This is a genomic window from Acinetobacter genomosp. 33YU, from assembly GCF_001990725.1.
Taxonomy (GTDB): domain Bacteria; phylum Pseudomonadota; class Gammaproteobacteria; order Pseudomonadales; family Moraxellaceae; genus Acinetobacter; species Acinetobacter seifertii.
The window spans coordinates 1-24,616 of the sequence record NZ_LFZQ01000017.1; the positions used below are offsets into that span (position 1 = coordinate 1).

The following is a 24,616-nucleotide window of genomic DNA, read 5'->3' on the forward strand; positions in this document are numbered from 1 at the left end:
GGATTAAGAACCAGTTGCAAGCGAAAATTAAAAACTTATGACTTGAGCGTTCACTTTTAAATCAAGTATTGGGTTAAATTGTTGTTTTATATTGACAATTATTTTAAATATTTATTTTTGACCCAAATAAGCCAGTATCATCATCGATAATTCTTGCTTAAGTTGTTGTTCTGATATGAGAAAATTATTCTGACTCACGTAACGCATCATCGTAAAAAGCGTACTATTAATAATTACAAAGGATTTATGTTTCACTTGTTCGAAGTCCCACTGATGAGGATTTCTACTAAATGTATATAGTCCCACTTCAAAAAAATGCTTCTCTAAAATCTGAGCAGCTTGCGAATGACTATAGTCATGCCAATGTTTCAGTACTTCTATAAAAAATCCGTGATCGGCTTTTAATGCATTAAATCCTAGCTCTATCGCCAAGGGAATAAGAATATCTAAAGGAATATTTCCTTGATGCATAACTAATTCTTTGAGTTGTTGTCCTAATAGTTCGCTTTTACGGCGTAATAGTTCTTCTATGATTTGATCTTTATTCTCAAAGTATTGGTAAATCGAGCCTACACTCACTCCAGATTTCTCTGCAATTTTAGGAGTCGTTGTATGAAGCAATCCATATTGGGCAATACAGTGCTGTGTTGCCTCTAAGATATGGTCAACAATAACTTTTGAACGCTGTTGCTGTGGGACTTTTCTCATCATTTTTTATTCGTTAAATGCGAATTGAATGCGAATAATTATTCATATTAGCCTATTTATTATTCAGATCAATAAGTAAGTAATGATATGCAAATGATTAGCCCGACTCGACTTGCTTCTTTTAATGATATGCAAGACAGTAATTTCTTTACTCAGTTTTTAAACATCTGTTGTGAAAAACCTGTGCAACCGAACTATACAGAATATGTATCTTTACAACGTGCTCTTTGTGAAGGGGACGTTGAAATGGATAAGGTGATTGATTGGGTTATGCAAAATCCCAAAGATCATCGCATGATTTTTGAAAAGATATTATTTCAAGGCCGTAATGACCTATTCGAGCCTATACCTACTGAGTTAGAAAATTTCTTTAATTACATTGAACAAAAGCCTGAATGGTTAGATCAGCGCCAAATTGATGCGGCTGTTAAATTTACTCATCGTTTAGGAATAAATAATGGTTTTATTCTTAGAGATTTATCATTAATGGCGGGATATTTATATCCTGGATTTAATCAACCATTAATTTTAACAGGCGCACTAAAGAAAGAGGCAGGTACTCGTTTAGCAGAAACTACAAAATGGTGGGTTGATATTACTGAACCTCAAGGACTTGATCGTTTAAGCTCAGGTTTTACTTCAACGATTTATGTTCGTTTTATTCATGCTCTTGTTCGCCGACAATTAAAGAAGTCTGATCGTTGGAATAGTGACGTTTGGGGAATTCCTCTTAATCAGTTTGATTTAGCCATGACTAATTTGGCTTTTAGCAGTGTAGTTTTACTTGGTATGAGAGCTTTAGGTATCTGGCCAACCAAACAAGAAGCCAAGAGTTTTTTACATTTTTGGCGTTATGTCGGATGGTTAATGGGTATTGATGAAAAATGGCTTATTCAATCTGAAACTGAAGGCTGGCGATTACTTTACTGGATGCAGTTTGCTCATCCTCACTCCGATCACAGCAGTGTTGAGTTAGGATCAAGCTTGTCAAAAGAACCTTTTGAAAGAAAATATCTGCATCTGTGCTCTTTGCAGCAGAAGCTTGCTTATCGACAACATTTAGAACTTACCCAATTTTTTATCGGTAAGAAACGGATGAAATTACTTGGATTGCCTCAACAGTCTGCTCCATGGTTTGCTTATTATCTGATTTTGCGTAATTCAGTACTTTTTAACGGCGCAAAAATTTCATCCAAAGTTGAAATTTTTTTAACTCAATCAGGTCGTAATCTACAGAAACTTGGCCTACGTCTTTATGAAAATCAAGGTAAGGTAAAAACCTTAGCTAGTATGCATCAATAGTTTTTAAAACCTAAAAATAAAAAATGGAAGCCCGTTATCCGGACTTCCATTTTTAAATATTAAGGAGTCTATTGAGCTGATGAACTGTGCATTTCAGCGTGATTCATTTGCTCATGTGACTCCATCATCTGCTTGTTCTTTTGACTTGGCATATAGTCTGGTTCATTGTTAATTGCCCAATAGAAAATAAGCATAAATAGTAAGGCTAAGATAGAGGCTACAATAAGTAACTTCCATCCCCACCAAGATTGTTCTGGCGATAGTTTATTTGTCATTTCATTTCTCTCATTCAATTAATATTTTCAGTTCATTCGCTACGGCTTATTAAAACTTCATGCTCATACGAACCCAGTAATTTCTTCCGATATTGTTGAATTGCTCTTCACTCGCAAATCCAAAGCCTGCACTACCCGCTTTATTTAAGTGTTCTGTGTAGGTCTTATCTAATACGTTATCGATGCCAACAGAGACATCAATATCTTTACGAAGGTTGTAACTTCCGTTTAGAGAAAGAGTTGAAAAACCTTTACTTGGTTTTAGATCATATCCCACGATATTACCTTGATGTAGACTCACTCGGTTTTGCTCAGCAACCGCTCGCCACAACAGACCCAAGTTATACTTATCAGCTACATAGCGAATATTTAATCGACCTTCTAAAGGTGAAATTTGAGGTAGCGGTTTGTTATCTGTGGTGTTTTTACCCCATGCATACATCGCACTCAAATCTGCTTGAATATGGTCAGTAAATTGGTATCCAATACCCGCCTCTGCACCAGCAATAGTCGCGTCAACATTTTTGGCACCCGCAGTAATATCATTACTCATATCATGCCCACCCATTCCCATACTTGGGTGATGGTGGTAACTCATTAAGATGTAGTCATCTACTAAACCTGCATAAGCTGAAGCCCATGTATTTAAAGCTCCATGTTGTTGCTGGAAACCTAGATCCAACTGCAATGTTTTCTCAGGGTTGACACCGTTAAAAGTATTGGTTGAGCCAGCGTTACCATGTTTAGGCGAGAAAAGCTCCCAATAATCGGGCATACGCTCTACATAACCTAAACCAATATAGCTTTTTAAGTCATGCTCAGGATGTTGATTTTCCCAACGGACAAATGCGCTCGGTAACGTCTTTTCAAGCTTTGTATTAAAGCCTTGTGCTTTAGAGTCAGCACGTTCATCTTCAACTGTGACTCGATCTAAACGCACACCTGTAACTAGTTTATTGAGATCATTCCATTGATAGCCAAGTTCACCAAAAGCACCGTATGATTGAAAACGCATATCTTGACGATATGGAACATTCATAGAAGGCATATTTGGCGATGACATGCTACCGCCATGTTTATTGAATTGAGAATCGACACCTGTAATCAGGCTCCACTTATTCCATTCAGAGGTCATGGCTAAGCGCGAATTTAGTGTACGGCGTGTCACTTCCATTGCCATCGCGTTTGGCATGAGCATGGTCATACCACCATGGTTCATTTCAACTAATGGCGGAGTACGTAAACTAAAGTTATCCATAATATGGTCGTTATAGCTGTAGTTCACCTGCCCTTCAATTTTCTTAATGACATCAGTGATGTTTTTCTTTTCGAACCGCAGACCTAGGCTTTCACGTGCAAATTGAGATCCGTCCATTGAACGTCCAGCATAAAGCGATTCACCATCAGATTTCCCACCCGTGAGCTCGATCCACGTGTTTTCATCTGGAGTGAAGCCAAGTGCTACATCAGCATTCCACTTTTTCCATGCTGAAGGCACGGTATTTGCATCACCGTCTTGATAACTATTCGATTCTGAACGGTTGGCATTTAAACGGATATATTTTTTTTCATCGCCAATTGCCGCTTCAACATTATGATCAATACGTCCATATGAACCTAGTAAAACACTCGCTTGTCCACGATAAGGTTTTTCAGAGGTGAGCTTTTCAGGCTGACGTTCAAAAAGCACAGTAGCTGCCGAACCTGTATTAGCATATTGAACAGTTTGCGGACCTTTAATGACAGAAATACGGTCATAACTTTCTGGAGAGATATAAGAAGTTGGAGCATCCATACGGTTTGGACATGCACCTAGGTTTTCCGTTCCATCTGTCAAAATTTTGATGCGTGAACCAAACATGCCTCGGAATGTCACATCACCATTTGTTCCACCGCTTTGTATTGAGTTGAAGCCCATAATACTTTGTAGATAGTCTGCACCATCTGTAGCAGGTACTGGCTGAATGGGCTGTTTCGGGTCGGCATGTACAATCAAACCATTTGCATCGTTACCTTGTTGTGCTGTAACAACAATAGGTGCTAATGAGTGAAGTGTTTTGGTATCAACATCATTTCTTTCTGAATCAGCAAAAACTAGACCCGAATGAGAGACAGCAAGCATCGCAACCCATAGAGGTTGTAATAAAAATTTAGAATGTGGCATTTTTATACGCTCTAAAACATAAATAAAGTGATATTGAAGTCAATGAAGACCCCAACAAAAAATTGCTTTTATTTATGCAAATAGAGGCGGTGCACGCCCTTGGGGGAGTAAGAAAAGTCGTTGTAGAGCAAAGTAAACATGTCGAAATGCTTGTTGATAGGCAACTAAACGGACTTGTATGCGGACTAAAACTTCTTTCACACCAAATTCAGGTGGTAAAACCAGATTGGCATAGACGGTACAATATTGACACTGGTGGTTTGCATCATGGTGGTCATGATGTTCAGGTAATTGTGCCTGCTCTATATGACGCTCATGATGCATATGCATGGTATGTGACATGGTTTCCATCTGTGCCTTGGGTTTAAGCAAAGCGCGGGTAATAGTTTCACAGACCGGAGCAATTTGATATTGCTTCGGTAATAGCGGCTGTAGAAATACCGCAATCTGTAAAAACACTGCTGCACATGCGAGCAACAGACCACTACGAAAAACCAAAAATCACATCCACACTATAATGTTTGAAAAAACTTTTAACGTTTTACCGCAACTTTTTCACGCTCGCGTTGACGAACAATCTTTTCGACTTTTTCACGTGCGCGCTGACGTTTAAGTGGCGACAAATAATCCACAAACAATTTGCCTTTTAAGTGATCCATTTCATGTTGGATACAAACAGCGAGAAGTCCGTCAGCTTCTATCTCAAATGCTTGACCTTCAAGGTTAATTGCCTCGATTTTCACACGTGACGGGCGATCAACTTTGTCGTATATTTGTGGCACTGATAGACAGCCTTCTTCGTACGGCTGCGTCTCTTCAGTCAGTGGAGTTATTTTGGGGTTAATGAAAACCAAAGGTTCATCTTTAGATTCAGACAAATCTATGACGATAAGCTGAATATGACGATCGACCTGAGAAGCTGCTAAACCAATACCTGGTGCCGCATACATGGTTTCAAGCATATCTGCTGCAAGTTGACGAATTTCATCAGTAACTTCTTCAACAGGCTTAGCAATGGTACGAAGACGGGGATCAGGAAAACTTAAAATAGGTAATAAGGCCATACTGACGTCCTCACTTATGCCATTGATTAAAAAACCAAATGAAGGAAATACTTCATCGAAAAATTGTGTGTTAGCCGCCTATTATAACGCATCTGCACGCATAATTTTTAGGAATTATCATAATGAAAAAGGTTTTTGACGGCATGGTTCAATTTCATGCTTTGGGGATAAAAAAGCATTTACTTGCTTTAGCACTCTGTACAGGAGTTGCATTTGGTACGGTAGCAGAGGTTCATGCTGCCAGTCCGAATCATAATCCGCCTTCTCTTAAAAGCAATGCACCCAATGTGTATGTTGTAAAACGTGGAGATACCTTATGGGATATTTCCGGTCATTTTCTAAATAAACCATGGCGTTGGCCTGAAATCTGGGCAAGCAATCAACATGTGAAAAATCCGCACTGGATTTATCCAGGTGACAGATTACTACTGTGTAGCTTAGATGGACGACCATTGGTAGGTAAAGATGAAGGAGATGGCTGTGTAGGTATTATTCGTCGTTACACAGGCCAAACCACAAACTTGCAACCACAAGTTCGTGTCGAAGCATTAAATAACAGTGTACCGGTTATTCCACTTGAACATATTAAACAGTGGTTAGAGCACAGTACTATTTTACCAGCCGATTCAATTGCCAACACACCTTACATTGTTGGGACAGCAGATCAACGTGTACTTGCAGGAAAAGGCCAAACTATTTATGCAAGAGGAAAAGGTCTAGTTGAAGGTCAGCGCTATGCTGTTTATCGCGAAGGCGAACCTTACTATTTCACAGACAGTAAAGGTAAAAAGCATAGCTTAGGCATAGAGCTGTCACAGGTTGCTTCTGGTGTTGCGATGTCTACTGAAAAAGACATTACCACATTGGAACTTACCGATAGCTATGATGGTGAAGTCCGTCGTGGCGATCGTGTTATGCCTGAAGAACAAGCTAATTTACCAACATTATTTTACCCCGTAGATGCTAAGCAAGTGACTGATGGCGGCAAAATTATTCGCGTCATGGGATCAATTGGTAGAGCTGCAAAAAATAGTGTCGTGACTTTAGACCGCGGTACAGCACAAGGTGTTCAGGTTGGTCAAGTTTTTGATATTGATCAACAAGGCGAGACCATTCGCGATCCAAAAACAAAAGAACCAATTCAGCTCCCTGGTCAACAAATTGGTAGTTTAATGGTCTTTAGAACTTTTGATCAGCTAAGCTATGCTTATGTTCTAGAAAGCAGCTTACCAATTAAAGTCGGTTCAAGCATTCAGCCACCTCGTTTTACTGATTAGTGCTGGATGTACCATTTACAATGCTTACCCAACTTTCTTCACACCATTACCACACACTTAAAGTGTGGTATTTGGTGCAACACTCGTTAGTTAGCTTTAAAAAAATTATTGATTATTTTGGAGACTGTGAAAAAGCCACTCAACCTGATGGTTTAGCAAAGTGGCAATCTCTTGGCTTACATGCTAATCACTTAAAGCGTCTAAATGAGTTTCAAACGGCGCAAGGTCAAACCGAGTTTGAACGACTCATACAACAAGTTCAGCAGCATACTGATTTTATTTTGACACCAGATGATGCTGGCTATCCAACTCAATTACTCCCTTATACAGATCATCCACCTGTTATTTTTGGAAAAGGTCAGGCACAAGCATTATTACAACCGCAAATTGCGATTGTCGGTAGCCGAAAACCTAGCCCACATGGTCGTCAGGTGGCTTATGATTTTGCCTATTATTTAAGTGAAAAGGGTTTTTATGTAAGTAGCGGCTTGGCATACGGCATTGATGAAGCAGCTCATCAAGGTGCATCTGTTCATCAACGTACGATAGCAGTGACAGGTACAGGTTTAGACAGTACCTATCCAGCTCAAAATAAAAAATTGGCAGAACATATTCTGGCTCAGAACGGCGCCATCATTAGTGAGTTTTTACCGGGAACACCACCACTACAGCAGCATTTTCCACGTAGAAACCGAATTGTTAGCGGTCTGAGTTTAGGCGTATTAGTTGTAGAAGCGACTTTAAAAAGTGGCTCCCTTATTACTGCCAATAAAGCAGCTGAGCAAGGCAAAATCGTATTTGCCATTCCCGGTCATATTTACAGTGAATTTCATCAAGGTTGCCATCAACTTATTCGTGAAGGTGCAATTTTAGTCGATCACCCTGAACAAATTATTGAAGACCTCGCCCTACCCACCCAATGGCAGAGCCAACAAAACTCAACAGAGGAGGCAATCGTTTCTTGCACCCCAGAAATTCCAGAACATTTGATTAATCTTTATCAGTCTTTAGACTGGGTAGGCCAAAATATTGACCAGCTTGTTTTGCACCATTCACAACCTGTTTCTGAACTCACCTCATCACTGATGGAACTAGAACTACTCGGTTTATGTATGCAACAATCAGGATTGTATTTACGTTGTCGTTCTTAATATTAGAGCGCACAATAACGACTCTGTTTGATTGAAAGGAAAGTATTACCATGATTACGACCTCAGTGACCGAAGCAGCCGAATGTTTACAACAAGGTCAAGTTTTGGCATATCCAACTGAGGCAGTCTGGGGACTAGGCTGTGACCCGTTTAATGAGCAAGCTTTTCAAAAAATTCTTGAATTGAAGCAGCGTCCTATCGAAAAAGGCGTCATTTTATTAGCTGGGCACATTAGTCAAGTCGAGCATTTGCTGACTTCTTTACCTCAAACGACTCAACAAGAGATCATTGACTGCTGGTCTAATCATCAACCATCAGAAAGAGCTACGACTTGGTTATTGCCAGCTGATCAACATATTCCTTCATGGATTAAGGGCGAACATCCCCTTGTTGCTGTACGAGTAACAACACATCCTTTATGTGTGGCATTGTGCAACGCTTTTCATGGTTTTATTGTGTCGACGAGTGCTAATCCTAGTGGACAAGAACCTGCTCATTCACTACAAGATGCCTGCCAATACTTTGGTTCACAATTAAACTATCTCAATGGCGACTTAGGGCAAAGTCAGCAACCAAGCCGAATCATTAATGCCTTAACTGGTGAAGTCATTCGTCCTTAATTGTAGACAAAAAAAAGCTCAGTTATATAGGGATAACTGAGCATAAAAAAGGATGGGTATATACCGCATCCAGAGGGTTTGGATATCTCTGGAACGAAAGAAAAATTGCTTAAAATAGCGTCTTTCGTAGTGGACGCTATTATGTGGTAAGAGATTATCGTAGAGAAATATATAATTTCTCTAAAAAAAGCATGAAAAGTGTAGAGAATTTAGATTTTTTCGCTTATAAGTTAAAATTATATTAATATTTTTACTCGTCTTTTTTAATATTTATATTTCAACTTGTTTTTATAATCTATTTATAAATCATATAGAAAAACTTTAACTAAGAAAAAAATGGCATATTTTCATCAGTTTTTTCAAAAATATGCCATAGTTTTTTTAATGACTTTAGTTTTGCTCTTGGATTAAGTCTGGTTTTTTAACACTGACCTTTTTTTGAGCCATAATGATACCAATTAAGATCACGATGCCACCTAAGGTATGATAAATGGTCCACTGTTCAGATAACCAAACGCTTGCAATGACTGCCGTAAAGACAGGAACCAAGTTCATGAAGATGCTGGTTCTATTTGGGCCAAGTTGTTGTACGGCCAGCATCCAAACTAACGGCGCAATTAAAGAGGCAAATACTCCAGCATAAATTGCACTTGGCGCATTTGCTGCATTCAAGCCATCAAGACCAAACCAGAAAATTAAAGGCAGATGAAATATCACAGAAAACCCAATCTGCACATATAAGCTTGTCATGATTGGCAGTGGCAGCTGCCATTTTTTAAGGAAGACTCCATAAAATGCGTAGAAGAACACGGCAATAATCATTAATGCATCACCAAGATGTCCACCACCACGTAACAGCTTATGAATATCTCCTTGGGACATGACATATAGCAAACCTGCGAAAGATAAAATACTGCCAAAAACTGCAAATCGATTAGGCACATCTTTTAAAATCGCAAGAGAAACAAAAATAGTAAAGATCGGAATGAATGCGTTCACAATCCCCATATTAGTTGCAGTGGTATAGTGAGCTGCTGTGTAAGCAAGACCTTGATAGAGCACCATTCCAAATGCACTTAGCACAGCAAGCTTAGGCAAATATGGTTTTACTAACTGTCTCTGTCTCCAAACTGACACAATCATAAATGGAGTCAAAATGATAAAAGCAATTAGCCATCGATAAAAACTAATGCTCACCGGAGAGATATAATCCGAGACGTATCGAGTGACTACAATATTTAAAGACCAAATCAATACTGCCAAAATAGGGAAAATAAATGCCCATTTGTGATATTTCATGACCTGACTCATAGTAATACACCCTCTACAAAAGAGATTTTATTTTGGAGAATGTCTTAATAAATTGAAATATCGCATTTTCGACATTGATATTGAACTTAGGACATCATTAATTTTTTAAAATAATGCCCAAGCTTTCATGGCATGTTCTACCACTTTGTGTAGTTGCTCGGTACTCGCGCCATCTCTGGCTTGAATCGTCAGCCCTTGAATAACTGTGGCATAGAAATCTGTCATTTCTTGAAGAGGTGCATCGGCAGCTAAGTCACCCTGCTCTACCCCCTGTTCTAGACGTTTTAATAACTTTTCTTTGGTCTTTATTCTCTTATCTAATAAATTTTGCTGTACGTCTTGCGTTGCATCAGAACAATTCATAGCTGCAACTACCAACATACAACCAGCTGGCTTATTAGGTTGAACCAATCTTTTTACATTATCATAAAGATATAATTCAAAAGCAATTTTTGCTGTTTTGGCTTCTAAAAAAATTGTTTCTATAGGACATGCTTCATGAGCTAAGTAGTAATCAATACTCTTATAAAACAAGCCTGCCTTATCACCAAAAGTACTGTATAAGCTTGGTGCTGTAATTTCTAAAGCCTGCGTTAAGTCACTAATCGACGTTGCTTCATAGCCATGTTCCCAAAAAAGTAACATTGACTTCTCTAACACTTGCTGCTCATCAAAGCATTTAGGGCGTCCACGCTTCTTTTTCAGCGTTTCTTCATTAACAACAAGATCTGTTTCGTGCCTATTTGTCATAAAGATCACATCTATTTTTATAACAATCGTTATTAAATTAATTGACGTTCGATTTTTTATCAACTATTTTATTTTCATAATGATCGTTAGTTAATTAAAAATTTGTCTTTCTTCACTTTGAATTTAGCCAAGTCAGGATTTCTTATGGAACAATCTACTACTTCTAAAGCGCGACCCACGACCTCCACTCAAGGGAGCTGGTTTGCCATTTTGGCCGTTGCCATTGCAGCATTTGCATTAGTAACAAGTGAATTTTTACCAGTCGGTGTTTTAAATAGCGTTGCGGCTGATTTACATATTTCTGTAGGTACAGCTGGTCTTATCATTACTGTGCCCGGCATTATGGCAGCGATTGCAGCTCCGCTATTACCTGTTTCAGTCAAACAACTTGACCGTCGTTATGTGCTTATTTTACTCACTGCAATTATGGTCATTGCCAATACCATTACCGCTTTTGCTGAAAACTTCCATGTTTTATTACTGAGCCGCTTAATTTTAGGTATCTCAATCGGTGGCTTTTGGGCCACAGCTATTGCATTAAGCGGCAAGCTCGCACCTGCACATTTGCCTATTGCTAAAGCCACTGCCGTAGTTATGGCTGGTGTAACCTTTGCGACTGTATTAGGGGTACCAATTGGAACTTGGCTAAGTGAGTTTTATGGGTGGCGTAGTGCATTTGGTATTACCGCTGCGATCGGTCTTGTTGTACTCGTACTTCAACTGATTTTCCTACCTAAACTTATACCAGACTCAGCAATTCATATTCGTGATTTACCTGCGCTACTGCGCACACCTAAAGCACGTAGTGGCATGTTGATTGTTTTATTAATTGGTCTTGCTCACTTCTGTGCTTATAGCTATTTAGCACCTTTCTTTAAGAATATTGCAGGATTCAACGGTACAACTATTAGTTCATTATTATTGCTTTACGGAATTGCTGGTATCTTTGGAAACGCGTTTGCAGGATATAGCGGCAACTTAAATGTCCGTTACACTCTAGCCTTCGTTGGAACATGTTTTGCAATCGTGTTTTTCGGCTTCCCTATCTTTGCTATTCATGAATTTGGTGCAATCGTCCTTACTGCATTATGGGGCTTCGCATTTGGTGCTTTCCCTACCTCTGCCAATATTTGGATGTTTGTACATGCACCTCATGCCGTAGAAAAAGGTATGCCGCTTTTTGTTGGCATGTTCCAAGTCATGATTGCTACAGGTTCATTATTAGGTGGTTATGTAGTTGATCATTTCAATGAAAATACTTTAATTTATGGTGTATTAAGCTTCGTTGCTTTAGCATTAATTAGTACATTTACCTTTGCCAAAGGCTTAAATAATCCTAAAGTAACTTGTGAAAATTAAATATTACTTAGAGTAAATAGATGAAAAATGAGGGCCAACAATTTTCCTTATTGAACCATATAGAAGTTCATGAGTTTCTATATGAAAAAGAAGATATTGTTCGTCCTCATGCTTCACTTTGGGGAGATTTCAATTTCAGTTTGAATGGTATTTTGGAAATACAGGTAGAAGAACAAATCTACTTATCTCCTCCAAGCTATGGACTTTGGATTCCACCTCAAACAGTTCATCAATCTACTCATATCGATCATGAAATTCACTATATCTGTATTCGACTACACCCTAGCCTCTGTTCTATTTTAAGTAATGTCTGTAAATGCTTTAGTATTCAGCCTTTCTTTAGAATCCTTGTTTTACAAATTGTGGAACAGCAAAAACAAAATGGAAAACCTGAATATTTAGAACATCTTTTGCAAGTTCTATTTGATCAGTTACAACAAGCCACAGCATATTCTCATTACTTACCCCAAACACGTCATCCAGTTTTACTACCAATTTTGGAAAAGCTTTCAGATCCACAGCTCTTTAACCACTCTCTACAACAATTACTTCAGAATTTTTCAGTCAGTGATCGTCATTTATTACGCTTAAGTCAGCAAGAGTTACAACTTTCTTTATCCGAGTGGCGTAATCGAGCCAAAATTGTTTACGCCATTCATCAAATTCGACAAGGCATGCCGATTAAACGTTTAGCATATGACCTCGGTTATCAACACAGTTCCAGTTTTATTGAATTTTTTAAGAGATATACAGGCCAAACACCTGTTCAAATCAGAAACAATTAGATCGCAGACAGTTTTTTCTTCTCTTTTTATTTTTTGAACACGAATATTATTGCACTCCTCAAGAATAGCAGTTAAAACAAATGCGTTACTTGATATCAATTACAATCTTTAGGAAAGACTCATGACTCAATCTGTATATCACATTCCAGTAAAAGCCATTTCAGGCGAAGCGGTTGACCTTGACCAATATAAAGGTAAGGTTTTATTAATCGTAAACACAGCATCTAAATGTGGTTTAACTCCACAATACGAAGGCTTAGAGAAGCTTTATCAAGCAAAGAAAGATCAAGGTCTTGAAATCTTAGGTTTTCCTGCAAACAACTTTAAAGAACAAGAACCTGGTTCAGATGAAGAAATTCAACAATTCTGTTCATTAAACTACGATGTTCATTTCCCACTTTTTTCTAAAATTTCTGTAGCAGGTGAAGATAAACACCCGCTTTATCAAGCACTCACAACAGCTCAACCAGAACGCGTTGGTGAAGGTCCTTTCCGCGAGCGTTTAGAAGGCCTAGGTATTCCAACTAACCCAGCACCAGAAGTTTTATGGAACTTTGAAAAATTCTTAGTGAATAAAAATGGTGAAGTTGTTGCTCGTTTTGCACCAAACTTAACAGCAGACGACGAACAAATTGTAAAAGCAGTTGAAGCAGAACTCGCTAAATAATTTTTATAGTGCTTTAATAAAAAAAGAGTGCTACAGCACTCTTTTTTATTGTCTGGTCAAAATGTTGTTCATTTGCAACAATACCTTATTTCTACATATTTTATGCATATAGTACGCACTTGCTTTAGTTGGTATTGTTTGTAGTTATGAAAAAAGTTTTACAAGGTGCATTTCTTCCTTTTGTGATTTTTGCTTCAGGTATGCTATTACTTGGATGTGATCAGGCACAAGATCGTGCAAAAGATCAAGACTCTGCTCAAGCTACTGAACAAACACTAGATCAAACTGATAATTCTCAAGAAGAAACTCTGCCTAAAAATAATAAAAATGAATTAAAAAATGGGAATGTTTTTTATATTGTTCGAGATGCTGCGAACTTACAGCTCAAAGCCGGTGACTATATTGAAAAGCTTAAGGACACTCAACTTGATGTTGAGCAAGCGATTCAAGATAAAGATCAGCAAGAGCTAAAAACAACTGTAACGACACTAAAACAGCAGTTAAAAGGCTTAAATCAAGCACTACTTAGTTTAGATATTAAAAGTCAGGAAGTTGAAAATATTCGTCAAAACTTATTACAGGCAAATCAACAAGTTTTAAGCATGCCTTTATTAAATGGAAAATTAGAACAAATCGATTTCGATCAAATTGAGAAACAGCTCAATACAATCCAAATGGATATGGTCAAACTTGCTGCACTAATTGTGGCAGGAGATGACAAATCAGATTCAAAAACTGATTCTTAATTTTCTTTTTAGCAATAAAAAAAGCCACCGTAAGGTGGCTTTTTCAATCTCAAACCGCGTCTTATTGAGCGCGGTTTTTGATTTTACGGATTGTTTCAAGCTGACCTGCAATCTCTGAAAGAGATGCTAAAGCAGCAGCTGAGTCCAAATCACTCTTTTGGTTTGCAAGCAATTGTTCAGCATTTTTACGTGCTTCTAAAATTGCTGCTTCATCCAAATTGTCAGCACGGATAGCAGTATCTGCAAGAACCGTTACAACATGAGGTTGAACTTCTAAAACACCGCCAGATACATAGACGATTTCTTCTGTACCATTTTCCAACTGAACACGAATCGGGCCCGGTTGAAGCAAAGTAACAAGTGGAGCGTGTCCTGGCAAAATACCAAGCTCACCACCTGCACCTTTCGCGATTAACATCGATACTGCGCCAGAGTAAATAGACTCTTTAACACTTACGATATCACATTGCATAGTCGCCATGAGATGATCTCCTTAAATTAGAGTTTCTCAGCTTTAGCAATCACTTCGTCAATACCACCAACCATATAGAACGCTTGTTCTGGGATGTGATCGTATTCACCAGCTAATAGACCTTTAAAGCCACGAATCGTTTCTTTAAGTGGTACTAATTTACCAGGAGCACCAGTAAATACTTCAGCTACGTGGAATGGTTGAGAGAAGAAACGTTGGATTTTACGCGCACGGTAAACAACCAATTTATCTTCTTCTGCCAATTCATCCATACCCAAGATTGCGATGATGTCTTTAAGCTCTTTATAGCGTTGCAATACGTTTTGTACTGCGCGCGCAATTTCATAGTGCTCTTGACCAACAACTAATGGGTCTAACTGACGTGAAGTTGAGTCAAGTGGATCGATCGCTGGGTAAATACCAGAAGATGCGATGTCACGGCTCAATACTACTGTTGCATCTAAGTGAGCAAATGTAGTTGCAGGCGATGGGTCTGTTAAGTCATCGGCAGGTACATATACTGCTTGGATCGATGTGATCGAACCAGATTTAGTAGATGTAATACGCTCTTGAAGAACACCCATTTCTTCTGCAAGTGTAGGTTGGTAACCTACCGCAGATGGCATACGACCTAACAATGCTGATACTTCAGTACCCGCAAGTGTATAACGGTAGATGTTGTCGACGAATAATAATACGTCACGACCTTTACCATTTTCGTCTTTTTGATCACGGAAGTATTCAGCCATAGTCAAACCAGTTAACGCTACGCGTAAACGGTTACCTGGTGGCTCGTTCATCTGACCGTAGACCATTGCTACTTTGTCAAGAACGTTAGAATCTTTCATTTCGTGATAGAAGTCGTTACCTTCACGAGTACGCTCACCAACACCAGCAAACACAGATAAACCTGAGTGTGCTTTTGCGATGTTGTTGATCAATTCCATCATGTTAACGGTTTTACCAACACCCGCACCACCGAATAAACCAACTTTACCACCTTTTGCAAACGGGCAAAGTAAGTCAATTACTTTAATACCAGTTTCTAAAAGGTCAGTAGAAGCTGCTTGTTCAGCATAAGAAGGCGCTTGACGGTGAATCGGCAAACGTTCTTCAGTCGCAACAGGACCTGCTTCATCGATAGGACGACCCAAAACGTCCATGATACGGCCAAGCGTAGCTGGACCCACTGGAACAGAGATCGGTGCGTTTGTGCTAGTTACATTAAGGCCACGTTTAAGACCTTCTGTAGAACCCATTGCGATGGTACGAACAACACCATCACCAAGTTGTTGCTGAACTTCTAAAGTAGTTTCAGTACCGTCAACTTGGAGAGCGTCATAGATCTTAGGAACGCTTGTGCGCTCAAACTCGACGTCGATAACCGCGCCGATGATCTGAATGATACGACCGCTACTCATTGCTGTCTCCTCAATTCAAACTTAATAATGTTAAACGGCAGCGGCACCGCCAACGATCTCGGAAATTTCCTGAGTAATCGCGGCTTGACGCAGCTTGTTGTAAATGAGTTGTAGGTCTTTAATCAATTGTCCTGCGTTGTCTGTCGCTGCTTTCATCGCGACCATACGAGCTGACTGCTCACATGCAACGTTCTCAATCACACCTTGATAAACCATAGACTCGATATAGCGAACCAACAAACCATTTAACAATTCTTCTGCTTCTGGTTCGTAGATATAGTCCCAACCATAAGTACGGTTGAGATCATCGCCTTCTTCTGCTGGTGCTAAAGGAACAAGTTGTTCTACTTTAGGCTGCTGAGTCATTGCATTAACGAAGCCATTTGATACGAGGTAGATACGATCTAATTCGCCTTTATCAAATGCATCAAGCATAACTTGCACTGAGCCAGTTAACTGTTCCAAACTCGGCGCATCGCCAAGTTGGGTAGTTGCACCAAGCACTTTACCGCCGTAATTCTTAAAAAACGAAACCGCTTTTTGACCAATTAAAGCAAATTCAACTTCAATTGACTGCTGTTGTTGTGCTTTGACATGCTGCACAACTTTCTTGAACAAGTTAATGTTCAAGCCACCTGCCAAACCACGATCTGAAGACACTACGATATAGCCAACACGCTTAACTGGGCGGTCAACCATATAACGGTGTTTGTATTCAGGGTTTGCTTGTACCAAGTGAGCAATTACACGGCGCATATTATCGGCATACGGACGGCCCTGAGCCATGCGCTCTTGCGCACGACGCATTTTAGAAGCAGCTACCATTTGCATCGCGCGAGTAATCTTTTGCGTGCTCTTGATACTAGCTACTTTGGCGCGAATTTCTTTTAAATTTGCCATACGCTTAACCTAGTATTCGAAAGCCCTTTCGAGCTTCCGAAGGTTGATCCGTGAACCAAACTTAACTAAAACTGAACTTAGTAAGTTTGAGTCGCTTTAAAGCTTTCAATACCTGCTTTGATTGCTGCTTCGATGTCTTTGTTGTAATCACCAGTTTCATCGATTTGTTTCATCAACGGAGCATATTCAGAACGGAAGTAAGCAATTAACGCAGCATCAAAGTCTACGATTTTCTTAACTTCTACGTCAGCCATATAGCCTTCGTTAGATGCATAAACAGAAACAGCTTGGTCAGCAATTGAGTAAGGAGCATATTGTTTTTGCTTCATTAACTCAGTTACACGTTGACCATGTTCAAGTTGCTTACGAGTTGCTTCATCAAGGTCAGAAGCGAACTGAGCAAACGCAGCCAATTCACGGTATTGTGCTAAAGCGGTACGGATACCACCAGACAATTTTTTGATGATCTTAGTTTGAGCAGAACCACCAACACGAGATACAGAGATACCCGCGTTCACAGCAGGACGGATACCTGCGTTGAATAATGATGTTTCTAAGAAGATCTGACCGTCAGTAATCGAAATTACGTTCGTTGGTACGAATGCAGATACGTCACCCGCTTGAGTTTCAATAATTGGCAATGCAGTTAAAGAACCAGTTTGACCAGTTACTGCGCCATTAGTGAATTTCTCAACGTAGTCAGCAGATACACGTGAAGCACGTTCAAGAAGACGTGAGTGAAGATAGAATACGTCACCCGGATACGCTTCACGACCTGGTGGACGACGTAAAAGCAATGAAATTTGACGGTAAGCAACAGCTTGCTTAGACAAATCATCATAAATGATAAGAGCGTCTTCACCGCGGTCACGGAAGTATTCACCCATTGTACAGCCAGAGTACGGAGCTAAATACTGCATTGCAGCAGGATCAGCAGCCGCAGCAGCGACAACAGTTGTATACGCCATAGCGCCAGTTTCTTCTAGCTTACGTACAACGTTTGCAATTGTTGATTGTTTTTGACCAATCGCAACGTATACACATTTAATGCCAGAGTTTTTCTGAGCGATGATCGCATCGATCGCCATTGCTGTTTTACCAGTTTGACGGTCACCAATAATCAACTCACGCTGACCACGACCCACAGGAATCATGGTATCAACTGATTTATAACCAGTTTGAACAGGCTCGTCTACAGATTGACGCCAAATTACGCCTGGTGCTACTTTTTCAACAGCATCAGTTAATTTTGCATCAATTGGGCCTTTACCATCAATCGGGTTACCCAAAGCATCTACTACACGGCCAAGAAGTTCAGGACCAACTGGAACTTCTAAAACACGACCTGTACAACGAGCTTTTTGACCTTCTTGAAGGCTTAGGTAGTTACCTAAAACAACGGCACCCACTGAATCCTGTTCTAGGTTCAGTGCCATACCAAATAAGCCGCCGTCGAATTCGATCATTTCACCGTACATTGCATCAGCAAGACCGTGAATACGCACGATACCGTCGGATACCATAACAATGGTACCTTCGTTTTTAGCGGTCGCGCTGGTGTCCAGATCTCCGATACGCTGTTTAATGAGCGCACTGATCTCGGATGGATTCAGTTGTTGCATTGCGCTATTCCTCAATCTTTTATTAGTTCAGTCTTCATCATTTGCATTATGCAAGAAGACGAGTACGCATTTTTTCAAGCTTGTTAAGCGCAGAATCATCTATCACTTGATCGCCTGCACGAATAACCACACCTGCAATTAAAGCAGGATTAACTTCTACAGAAACATTAACTGCTGCCTTGAAGCGTTTTTCTAACGCGTGTGCAAGCAATTGTTCCTGAACAGAAGTTAACGGAAACGCCGATTCAATCACGACATCAACCGTATTGTTATTCTGTGATTTAAGCTGTTCATATTCTGCTGCAATTTCAGGTAACAACACTAATCGATCGTTATCTGCAAGAAGTGTCAAAAAGTTAGACACTGCTTGAGATTGATCTTCACCTAAAACTTTAGCAAAAAGCTTCACTTGCTCCGCAGGAGTAAGTTCAGGGCGATTTAAATAAGCGGAAAATGCTTCGTCTTGCACCGCAGCACTGAGCACTTGTAACGCATTCGACCAATTGTCTGTTGCACCTTGCTCAGAAGCATAAGCAAATGCTGCTTTGGCATACGGACGTGCCAACGTCAAGAGTTCAGCCATAATTCGCCTCGCTTAAAGTTTAGCAGCCAGCTGAGACAGCATGGCGTTATGAGCTTCTGCATCAACTTGTTGGTTCAGGATCTTTTCTGCACCAGTTACTGCCAAGGCAGCTACTTGTTGACGTAATTCTTCGCGAGCAGAATTGATCTCTTGATCAACAACTTCTTTAGCTTGTTGACGAATACGCTCACCTTCAGCCGCAGCTTGAGTACGAGCTTCTTCGATCAATTGCGCTGCACGACGGTTCGCTTGTTCGATCAATTGAGCCGCTTGTGCTTTAGCTGCATCAAGTTCTTGCTTCACTTGCGCTTGTGCATCGGCAAGGTCAGCTTTCGCTTTTTCTGCTGCATTTAAGCCATCAGCGATTTTACGCTGACGCTCACTAATCGCATTGATTAGTGGTGGCCAAACAAACTTCATGCAGAATGCGACAAAAAACGCAAACGCAATCGCTTGACCAATCAATGTGAGGTTGATATTCATTGCAATTCCTCAAATAGTGGATTTAGGAATTAAGCTGATTAACCTACAAATGGATTAGCGAAGATGAAGAACAAGCCAATACCAACACCGATCATAGGCACAGCATCAAGAAGACCCGCGATTAAGAACATACGAGTTTGAAGTTGTGGAGCTAATTCTGGTTGACGAGCTACAGCTTCTAAAAAGCGACCACCCAAAAGACCAAAACCAATCGCAGTACCCAAAGCACCGAAAGCGATCAAGATAGCAGATGCAATTGCAACTAGACCTAAAGTGAGTTCCATGAAAAATTCCTCAGAGGTTAGGTTATTACCAAATTAAATTAAAAAAATTCAGCCCAACCATCATTTGATAGTTAGGCAATACCATTAATGTTTTTCGCTTGCCATGCTCAAGTAAACGATGGTAAGCATCATAAAGATGAATGCCTGCAACGTGATTACAAGAATGTGGAAGATCGCCCAAGGCACAGATAACGCCCATTGAATCCAAAACGGCAATAATGCAATCAGGATAAAGATTAACTCACCGGCATACATGTTACCGAACAGTCGGAGAGCCAATGAAATAGGACGAGCAAGGAATGTTACCAATTCCAAAATCAAGTTCACTGGAATAAGCAACGCTTTTGCAACTGGATTACTTGGGTTAAATGGGTTAAGTGCCAACTCGCCTACGAAACCGCCAACACCCTTCTCGCGGATGCTGTAGAACAAGATAAGTACAAATACAGATAAAGACATACCAAGGGTAATGTTTGGATCTGTAGATGGAACGATCTTGAAGTAAACGTGGTGAGGGTTCATACCAAATACGTTAGCACCAATAAATGCAGCTACTTGAGGAATCCAGTCAACTGGGATCAAGTCCATTAAGTTCATGAGGAAAATCCACACGAAAATAGTGAGTGCAAGTGGAGCGATTAAACGTGATTTGCCATGAAAAGTATCACGGACACTTGAGTCAACAAACTCAATGATCATTTCAATTGCAGATTGGAATTTTGTTGGAACACCAGCTTTCGCAGTTTTCGCAACCATCCAAAATAACAAACAGAAAATCACACCAAGGCCAATTGACCAACCCATTGAATCCAAGTGAATTGCAGTGAACCCCATCGAATGAGCTTCTTCAGCAGTCTCAGCCAATTTCCATGTACCATCTGGCATTTTGCCATAGGTCATATTGGTCAAGTGATGCTTGATATACTCTGTCGAAGTGAGGGCATGTTCTTCAGCAGCCATAAATCACACCTGGTCAATGTCAATTACTAAAAAGAAGGGAAACGAACATCGGCGTACTGTCGATATCTCGCCACCCTCCAAAAAATCTTCAATTCTTCTTGTTTCTATACTCGTTTTTGTAGACGTGAAACCCAAAAAGGAGCAACCCACGACATCATTTGAACGAGGATAAAACCAAACAGCAATGCTAACGGTGATAAAGGTTTAACATTGCTCAAAATCAAAATAAATCCAACGATCATGATTGCAAATTTGCCTAACATGCCCCTATACATGTTAGACAGCACTTGTTTCGATGCTCTCGCACCTGCTGTTCTGAAGGATTGCCACGCAAAATAACTGGTAGCAAGCCAGCAGACCAATGCACCAAGTGCCGCACTTAATGCTGCTGTCATGTCTTTTATGCTCCACGCCACAAGTGCGGAAACAGGGATCATGCATGCTTGTAAGAAGACCAAAGCTTTTGCTAATCGTCGGTCAATCAAGCGACTAGTTTGGCTCATTATTTATCCACTCACAGCATAAATGCTTGACAAGTTTAGCTGATGATCGCTTTTAATCGCAGGCATTATAGAGTTACACCCCTGAACATGCAATCTTTTCCCGACTTTAGTCGGGGTTTTTCGTGACAGGTGGTGCTGACGCTACAGTCAGCCTTTGTTTACTTTTTATCTTACTTTTGCGTATTTAATACGCATTTATCGGTTTTTATAGCCAGTTTCTTCCATGCTGTTACAAAATCGTCCTCATTATTCATACTTTCATCAACGGGTTGGAAGGTAATACTGCCCAGTTTCTGATATTGACCTTTTGTTGTGAAACTTTCTGCAAGTAAACACATCTGAGGTCTTGGTCGATTATCATTAAGATACTTAATTTGAGCCGCTGTAGGCGCAACATGCGGGTCATCCGTTAAAGCACCTGCAAACTTTAAATTAAGCGAGCGTTCCAAATACTGATAAGCATCATGATAAGACCAGTAAGGTTTACCATTACTTGAGCTATCGTAAGCTTGAGCTGCCTGCAACATATTCCGAGCAAATGCATTAGCATTATTCCAATATTTCGCTTTACTTTCAGGATGCTGCTGCGAACGCAAAGCCGCAATAAAAAAGCCAATCCGCACTGCATTGTTTGGTTCTAACCAGACATGTGTATCTACAGTATTTGGTAAAGCAACGCCACGCGTATTACGCTGTGGCAAAACAGTAAGAATACCACTATCTAATAAAGAAATTGCTTTCTTATTGTTACTCAGCAATTTGTTTAAAGGAGCTTCATGGGCCTTTCCTAACCAAATTACCAAAGAAGCATCATTGATTGCTTTACGATGTGCTGGGGTCAATTGAACGTCATGCCCACTTTGCCCTTGCAGCAATAACTGAGGTTCTTCAACACCTTTAGTAATTTCTTTTGCAATCAAATAGATTGGGTGTGTAGAGACAACCAAACCCTGACTCCAACCTAGCGTACTCATTAGAGAGAACATACTGAAAACAAAAACGCGGAACATGACAGACCATCAATTAGTAATAGCTCGAAGCATGTTATAATATAACAAAGTTACAAAAATACCTAAGATTAATCGAATGAAGCATCGCTTCATGCTAATATTCCATTAAAAATTTGAGGTTATGTCTATGAGTTCTTGCACGCATGAACATCATGATTCTTTGCATGGTGTGCATGATCACCATAATGTCGCAAGTCGTTTAGCTGAAGCAGAAACTTTATGTTCTGCGGTTGGTGCACGTCTTACGCCTTTACGTAAAGAAGTTCTTGAACTCATTTTAAATGCTTCAGGTCCAATGGGTGCGTATGACTTATTAGCACGTATTAAAAGTCAAACAGATCGTCCTGCCGCTCCTCCTACTGTTTATAGAACTTTAGACTTCTTATTAGAAAAAGGTCTAATTCATCGCTTAACATCTATTAATGCTTATATTCCATGCTGTCATCCACGCGAAGGACATCAAGCTGCATTCTTAATTTGCACCGAATGTCACACTGTTAAAGAAGCATCTTCACAAGGTCTGACTCAACAACTCGACCAACTTGCAGCTTTAGATGATTTCACAGCACAACACAGCATTATTGAAATTTCGGGGAAATGCCAGCAGTGCCGCACAGCTCGCTAAATCCTGTATTGATTCAACTTGAACAGGTTTCTGTTCACCGTGATGATCGGGATATATTAAAAAAAGTCGATTTTGATCTGCATCAAAATGAAATTGTGACCTTAATTGGTCCAAATGGTGCGGGTAAGTCGACTTTAATTAAAGTTCTACTTGGAATTTTAAAACCAAGTAGCGGACGTGTCATAAGCGACAAAAAACTAAAAATGGCTTATGTTCCTCAAAAGTTTAACCCTTCTCATAGTCTTCCTTTACGTGTTCAAGATTTATTAGATCTTGAAAAATGTAGCCCTGCCCTTCGCCAAGAAATTATTCAAGATACTGGCATTGCAAAGCTACAACAATCAAAAGTACAGCAGCTTTCTGGTGGAGAGCGCCAACGTGTGCTGCTCGCACGTGCTTTACTTAGAAAGCCAGACATTCTCGTTCTTGATGAACCGATGCAAGGTCTAGATATTCAATCTGAAGCTGAGCTTTATGAGTATGTGCGTAGTCTGCCAGAGCGTTATGGATGTGCCATTTTAATTGTTTCCCACGATTTACAGTGGGTTATGCAAGGGACGCATAGAGTTGTTTGTCTAAATAAACATATATGTTGCAGCGGTTTACCTGAAAATATTCAACAGCATCCTGAGTATCAGGCAATATTTGGTACCCAGCGAGTTTTTTATCAACACCATCATGACCACTGTGCGCATGGTGATGCAGCACACCCCTGCCCTCACAATAGTCGACCACACATTCACCCAGAACCGGAAGCTTAAGCCATGATGGAATGGTTACAATTATTGTTGCCCGCATGGATTATGGGAACCTTATTGGTCTTTTTGACCGCACCACTTGGTTGTCTCATGTTATGGAGACGTATGTCTTTTTTTGCAGACACCATGGCACATGGAACCTTACTTGGGGTAGCAATTGCTGGTGCCTTAAGCCTCCCTCTCTGGCTTGGCGTGGCAGGTACGGCTATTTTATTAGTCGCTATTTTATGGGCATTGCATGACAATCGTTTGCCAAACGATGCCCTACTTGCCTTATGCTCAGCAACATTACTATGTAGTGGTCTTCTATTTATTCAACATGTTCCAAGTTTAAGACCAGAGCTTTTAAGTTATTTATTCGGTGACTTACTGAGTATCGACTGGCACGATTTACCTGTTTTCACATTAATTATTGCTGTATCACTGGCAATTCTTTATCGTTTTTGGCAATCTCAAGTCCAAATTGCCATTGATCCAGACATTGCAATTAGTGAAGGCGTAAATGCGAAATGGCAGCGTCTCATTTTTATGTTACTGCTAGCCTTATTTACAGTATTAGCTTTACGAGCAGTAGGTTCACTTTTAATGGGTGCTTTACTGGTTATTCCAGCTTTGAGCGCTCGACTACTCGCTCATTCACCAAAGCAAATGGTTGTTTGGGCTTTTGTTTTAGCTCAACTTGGTGTCAGTGTCGGCCTATGGTCAAGCGCAGCGCTAAATATCTCAACTGGCCTCAGTATTGTTTTATGTATGGCTTTGGGTTTTGCTCTTATTTTCATGGTTCAAAAAATCAAAAACCAAACTCAAGCGGCCTAA

General features: G+C 40.0%; 27 protein-coding genes and 1 pseudogene. 11 read left to right on the forward strand and 17 right to left on the reverse strand.

Annotation, left to right across the window (positions count from 1 at the left end):
- Nucleotides 1-140 precede the first annotated feature (140 nt).
- Nucleotides 141-708: pseudogene (locus tag AC056_RS17535) on the reverse strand (TetR/AcrR family transcriptional regulator).
- 87 nt (nt 709-795) lie between these two features.
- Here AC056_RS17535 and AC056_RS17540 point away from each other — a divergent pair.
- Nucleotides 796-2,010, forward strand: coding sequence for an oxygenase MpaB family protein (locus tag AC056_RS17540; protein ID WP_077164351.1), 1,215 nt, complete (start codon nt 796-798; stop codon nt 2,008-2,010).
- A 68-nt stretch (nt 2,011-2,078) separates the two neighbouring features.
- Here AC056_RS17540 and AC056_RS17545 read toward each other — a convergent pair whose 3' ends face one another.
- The 4 genes from AC056_RS17545 to def all read right to left on the reverse strand — a co-directional run bounded on the left by AC056_RS17545 (nt 2,079) and on the right by def (nt 5,513).
- Nucleotides 2,079-2,285: a hypothetical protein gene (locus tag AC056_RS17545; protein WP_039252952.1), complete on the reverse strand. Its 207-nt coding sequence runs from the start codon at nt 2,283-2,285 to the stop codon at nt 2,079-2,081.
- Nucleotides 2,286-2,334: 49 nt separating this feature from the next.
- Nucleotides 2,335-4,449: a TonB-dependent copper receptor gene (locus tag AC056_RS17550; protein WP_077164352.1), complete on the reverse strand. Its 2,115-nt coding sequence runs from the start codon at nt 4,447-4,449 to the stop codon at nt 2,335-2,337.
- 72 nt (nt 4,450-4,521) lie between these two features.
- Complete coding sequence (locus tag AC056_RS17555) at nt 4,522-4,947, reverse strand: DUF2946 family protein (RefSeq protein WP_004705923.1); 426 nt, start codon at nt 4,945-4,947, stop codon at nt 4,522-4,524.
- A 35-nt stretch (nt 4,948-4,982) separates the two neighbouring features.
- Complete coding sequence (gene def, locus AC056_RS17560) at nt 4,983-5,513, reverse strand: peptide deformylase (protein WP_004705924.1); 531 nt, start codon at nt 5,511-5,513, stop codon at nt 4,983-4,985.
- Between the two features lie 122 nt (nt 5,514-5,635).
- Here def and AC056_RS17565 point away from each other — a divergent pair, with 122 nt between their 5' ends.
- From AC056_RS17565 to AC056_RS17575, 3 genes are read left to right on the forward strand one after another with little or no spacing between them, the layout of a single operon-like run.
- The gene (locus AC056_RS17565) at nt 5,636-6,790 is read left to right on the forward strand and encodes a LysM peptidoglycan-binding domain-containing protein (RefSeq protein WP_019458005.1); all 1,155 of its coding nucleotides are present in this window, start codon (nt 5,636-5,638) and stop codon (nt 6,788-6,790) included.
- 20 nt (nt 6,791-6,810) lie between these two features.
- Complete coding sequence (gene dprA / locus AC056_RS17570) at nt 6,811-7,941, forward strand: DNA-processing protein DprA (RefSeq protein ID WP_077164353.1); 1,131 nt, start codon at nt 6,811-6,813, stop codon at nt 7,939-7,941.
- Nucleotides 7,942-7,991: 50 nt separating this feature from the next.
- Complete coding sequence (locus tag AC056_RS17575; RefSeq protein ID WP_019458003.1) at nt 7,992-8,561, forward strand: L-threonylcarbamoyladenylate synthase; 570 nt, start codon at nt 7,992-7,994, stop codon at nt 8,559-8,561.
- A gap of 390 nt (nt 8,562-8,951) precedes the next feature.
- Here AC056_RS17575 and AC056_RS17580 read toward each other — a convergent pair whose 3' ends face one another.
- Nucleotides 8,952-9,872, reverse strand: a complete 921-nt coding sequence (locus tag AC056_RS17580; protein ID WP_077164354.1) for a DMT family transporter — start codon at nt 9,870-9,872, stop codon at nt 8,952-8,954.
- Between the two features lie 105 nt (nt 9,873-9,977).
- The gene (locus AC056_RS17585) at nt 9,978-10,631 is read right to left on the reverse strand and encodes a TetR/AcrR family transcriptional regulator (protein WP_077164355.1); all 654 of its coding nucleotides are present in this window, start codon (nt 10,629-10,631) and stop codon (nt 9,978-9,980) included.
- A 135-nt stretch (nt 10,632-10,766) separates the two neighbouring features.
- Here AC056_RS17585 and AC056_RS17590 point away from each other — a divergent pair, with 135 nt between their 5' ends.
- From AC056_RS17590 to AC056_RS17605, 4 genes are all read left to right on the forward strand, one after another.
- Complete coding sequence (locus tag AC056_RS17590; RefSeq protein WP_039252932.1) at nt 10,767-11,981, forward strand: MFS transporter; 1,215 nt, start codon at nt 10,767-10,769, stop codon at nt 11,979-11,981.
- Between the two features lie 20 nt (nt 11,982-12,001).
- Entirely contained in the window at nt 12,002-12,766 is a 765-nt protein-coding gene (locus AC056_RS17595; RefSeq protein ID WP_077164356.1) for an AraC family transcriptional regulator, read from the forward strand.
- A 121-nt stretch (nt 12,767-12,887) separates the two neighbouring features.
- Nucleotides 12,888-13,433 carry a glutathione peroxidase gene (locus tag AC056_RS17600; protein ID WP_004705933.1) on the forward strand — a complete coding sequence of 182 codons (546 nt, stop codon included), beginning with the start codon at nt 12,888-12,890 and terminating at the stop codon, nt 13,431-13,433.
- Between the two features lie 146 nt (nt 13,434-13,579).
- Nucleotides 13,580-14,179, forward strand: a complete 600-nt coding sequence (locus tag AC056_RS17605; protein WP_004705934.1) for a hypothetical protein — start codon at nt 13,580-13,582, stop codon at nt 14,177-14,179.
- A gap of 61 nt (nt 14,180-14,240) precedes the next feature.
- Here AC056_RS17605 and AC056_RS17610 read toward each other — a convergent pair whose 3' ends face one another.
- From AC056_RS17610 to AC056_RS17655, 10 genes are all read right to left on the reverse strand, one after another.
- The gene (locus AC056_RS17610; RefSeq protein WP_004705935.1) at nt 14,241-14,660 is read right to left on the reverse strand and encodes a F0F1 ATP synthase subunit epsilon; all 420 of its coding nucleotides are present in this window, start codon (nt 14,658-14,660) and stop codon (nt 14,241-14,243) included.
- A gap of 17 nt (nt 14,661-14,677) precedes the next feature.
- Entirely contained in the window at nt 14,678-16,072 is a 1,395-nt protein-coding gene (gene atpD / locus AC056_RS17615) for a F0F1 ATP synthase subunit beta (protein WP_004705936.1), read from the reverse strand.
- Nucleotides 16,073-16,102: 30 nt separating this feature from the next.
- Entirely contained in the window at nt 16,103-16,972 is an 870-nt protein-coding gene (gene atpG / locus AC056_RS17620; protein ID WP_002114131.1) for a F0F1 ATP synthase subunit gamma, read from the reverse strand.
- Nucleotides 16,973-17,049: 77 nt separating this feature from the next.
- Nucleotides 17,050-18,594: a F0F1 ATP synthase subunit alpha gene (gene atpA, locus AC056_RS17625; RefSeq protein ID WP_004705937.1), complete on the reverse strand. Its 1,545-nt coding sequence runs from the start codon at nt 18,592-18,594 to the stop codon at nt 17,050-17,052.
- A 46-nt stretch (nt 18,595-18,640) separates the two neighbouring features.
- Nucleotides 18,641-19,177 carry a F0F1 ATP synthase subunit delta gene (locus AC056_RS17630; protein WP_004705938.1) on the reverse strand — a complete coding sequence of 179 codons (537 nt, stop codon included), beginning with the start codon at nt 19,175-19,177 and terminating at the stop codon, nt 18,641-18,643.
- A gap of 12 nt (nt 19,178-19,189) precedes the next feature.
- Nucleotides 19,190-19,660 carry a F0F1 ATP synthase subunit B gene (locus AC056_RS17635; RefSeq protein ID WP_002054137.1) on the reverse strand — a complete coding sequence of 157 codons (471 nt, stop codon included), beginning with the start codon at nt 19,658-19,660 and terminating at the stop codon, nt 19,190-19,192.
- Nucleotides 19,661-19,698: 38 nt separating this feature from the next.
- Nucleotides 19,699-19,944 carry a F0F1 ATP synthase subunit C gene (gene atpE, locus AC056_RS17640; protein ID WP_000424060.1) on the reverse strand — a complete coding sequence of 82 codons (246 nt, stop codon included), beginning with the start codon at nt 19,942-19,944 and terminating at the stop codon, nt 19,699-19,701.
- Nucleotides 19,945-20,028: 84 nt separating this feature from the next.
- Nucleotides 20,029-20,904 (reverse strand): F0F1 ATP synthase subunit A, encoded by an 876-nt coding sequence (gene atpB / locus AC056_RS17645; RefSeq protein ID WP_004705939.1) that lies wholly within the window; start codon nt 20,902-20,904, stop codon nt 20,029-20,031.
- Between the two features lie 104 nt (nt 20,905-21,008).
- Nucleotides 21,009-21,407 carry an ATP synthase subunit I gene (locus AC056_RS17650; RefSeq protein WP_004705940.1) on the reverse strand — a complete coding sequence of 133 codons (399 nt, stop codon included), beginning with the start codon at nt 21,405-21,407 and terminating at the stop codon, nt 21,009-21,011.
- 170 nt (nt 21,408-21,577) lie between these two features.
- Nucleotides 21,578-22,417 (reverse strand): metal ABC transporter solute-binding protein, Zn/Mn family, encoded by an 840-nt coding sequence (locus AC056_RS17655; RefSeq protein WP_139344675.1) that lies wholly within the window; start codon nt 22,415-22,417, stop codon nt 21,578-21,580.
- 127 nt (nt 22,418-22,544) lie between these two features.
- On the opposite strand from AC056_RS17655, the gene AC056_RS17660 reads away from it, so the two are divergent.
- Genes AC056_RS17660 through znuB form a run of 3 tightly spaced genes read left to right on the forward strand, consistent with a single transcriptional unit; the run spans nt 22,545 to nt 24,616 of the window.
- Complete coding sequence (locus tag AC056_RS17660) at nt 22,545-23,042, forward strand: transcriptional repressor (protein ID WP_002054239.1); 498 nt, start codon at nt 22,545-22,547, stop codon at nt 23,040-23,042.
- On the forward strand, nt 23,015-23,803 hold the full coding sequence (gene znuC, locus AC056_RS17665) for a zinc ABC transporter ATP-binding protein ZnuC (RefSeq protein WP_004705942.1): 789 nt from the start codon (nt 23,015-23,017) through the stop codon (nt 23,801-23,803). Before AC056_RS17660 ends, znuC begins: the two co-directional genes overlap by 28 nt.
- A 3-nt stretch (nt 23,804-23,806) precedes the next feature.
- Nucleotides 23,807-24,616, forward strand: a complete 810-nt coding sequence (znuB, locus tag AC056_RS17670) for a zinc ABC transporter permease subunit ZnuB (RefSeq protein ID WP_077164358.1) — start codon at nt 23,807-23,809, stop codon at nt 24,614-24,616.

What these genes read in the sequence shown, in the direction of transcription:
- AC056_RS17660 (WP_002054239.1), top strand. Translation starts at nt 22,545, where the DNA reads ATGAGTTCTTGCACGCATGAACATCATGATTCTTTGCATGGTGTGCAT.
- atpD (WP_004705936.1), bottom strand. Translation starts at nt 16,072, where the DNA reads ATGAGTAGCGGTCGTATCATTCAGATCATCGGCGCGGTTATCGACGTC.
- znuB (WP_077164358.1), top strand. Translation starts at nt 23,807, where the DNA reads ATGATGGAATGGTTACAATTATTGTTGCCCGCATGGATTATGGGAACC.
- AC056_RS17630 (WP_004705938.1), bottom strand. Translation starts at nt 19,177, where the DNA reads ATGGCTGAACTCTTGACGTTGGCACGTCCGTATGCCAAAGCAGCATTT.
- atpB (WP_004705939.1), bottom strand. Translation starts at nt 20,904, where the DNA reads ATGGCTGCTGAAGAACATGCCCTCACTTCGACAGAGTATATCAAGCAT.
- AC056_RS17545 (WP_039252952.1), bottom strand. Translation starts at nt 2,285, where the DNA reads ATGACAAATAAACTATCGCCAGAACAATCTTGGTGGGGATGGAAGTTA.
- AC056_RS17610 (WP_004705935.1), bottom strand. Translation starts at nt 14,660, where the DNA reads ATGGCGACTATGCAATGTGATATCGTAAGTGTTAAAGAGTCTATTTAC.
- AC056_RS17595 (WP_077164356.1), top strand. Translation starts at nt 12,002, where the DNA reads ATGAAAAATGAGGGCCAACAATTTTCCTTATTGAACCATATAGAAGTT.
- dprA (WP_077164353.1), top strand. Translation starts at nt 6,811, where the DNA reads ATGCTTACCCAACTTTCTTCACACCATTACCACACACTTAAAGTGTGG.
- AC056_RS17655 (WP_139344675.1), bottom strand. Translation starts at nt 22,417, where the DNA reads ATGTTCCGCGTTTTTGTTTTCAGTATGTTCTCTCTAATGAGTACGCTA.
- atpE (WP_000424060.1), bottom strand. Translation starts at nt 19,944, where the DNA reads ATGGAACTCACTTTAGGTCTAGTTGCAATTGCATCTGCTATCTTGATC.
- AC056_RS17650 (WP_004705940.1), bottom strand. Translation starts at nt 21,407, where the DNA reads ATGAGCCAAACTAGTCGCTTGATTGACCGACGATTAGCAAAAGCTTTG.
- AC056_RS17605 (WP_004705934.1), top strand. Translation starts at nt 13,580, where the DNA reads ATGAAAAAAGTTTTACAAGGTGCATTTCTTCCTTTTGTGATTTTTGCT.
- znuC (WP_004705942.1), top strand. Translation starts at nt 23,015, where the DNA reads ATGCCAGCAGTGCCGCACAGCTCGCTAAATCCTGTATTGATTCAACTT.
- AC056_RS17565 (WP_019458005.1), top strand. Translation starts at nt 5,636, where the DNA reads ATGAAAAAGGTTTTTGACGGCATGGTTCAATTTCATGCTTTGGGGATA.
- def (WP_004705924.1), bottom strand. Translation starts at nt 5,513, where the DNA reads ATGGCCTTATTACCTATTTTAAGTTTTCCTGATCCCCGTCTTCGTACC.
- AC056_RS17600 (WP_004705933.1), top strand. Translation starts at nt 12,888, where the DNA reads ATGACTCAATCTGTATATCACATTCCAGTAAAAGCCATTTCAGGCGAA.
- AC056_RS17540 (WP_077164351.1), top strand. Translation starts at nt 796, where the DNA reads ATGCAAATGATTAGCCCGACTCGACTTGCTTCTTTTAATGATATGCAA.
- atpA (WP_004705937.1), bottom strand. Translation starts at nt 18,594, where the DNA reads ATGCAACAACTGAATCCATCCGAGATCAGTGCGCTCATTAAACAGCGT.
- AC056_RS17635 (WP_002054137.1), bottom strand. Translation starts at nt 19,660, where the DNA reads ATGAATATCAACCTCACATTGATTGGTCAAGCGATTGCGTTTGCGTTT.
- atpG (WP_002114131.1), bottom strand. Translation starts at nt 16,972, where the DNA reads ATGGCAAATTTAAAAGAAATTCGCGCCAAAGTAGCTAGTATCAAGAGC.
- AC056_RS17580 (WP_077164354.1), bottom strand. Translation starts at nt 9,872, where the DNA reads ATGAGTCAGGTCATGAAATATCACAAATGGGCATTTATTTTCCCTATT.
- AC056_RS17590 (WP_039252932.1), top strand. Translation starts at nt 10,767, where the DNA reads ATGGAACAATCTACTACTTCTAAAGCGCGACCCACGACCTCCACTCAA.
- AC056_RS17575 (WP_019458003.1), top strand. Translation starts at nt 7,992, where the DNA reads ATGATTACGACCTCAGTGACCGAAGCAGCCGAATGTTTACAACAAGGT.
- AC056_RS17550 (WP_077164352.1), bottom strand. Translation starts at nt 4,449, where the DNA reads ATGCCACATTCTAAATTTTTATTACAACCTCTATGGGTTGCGATGCTT.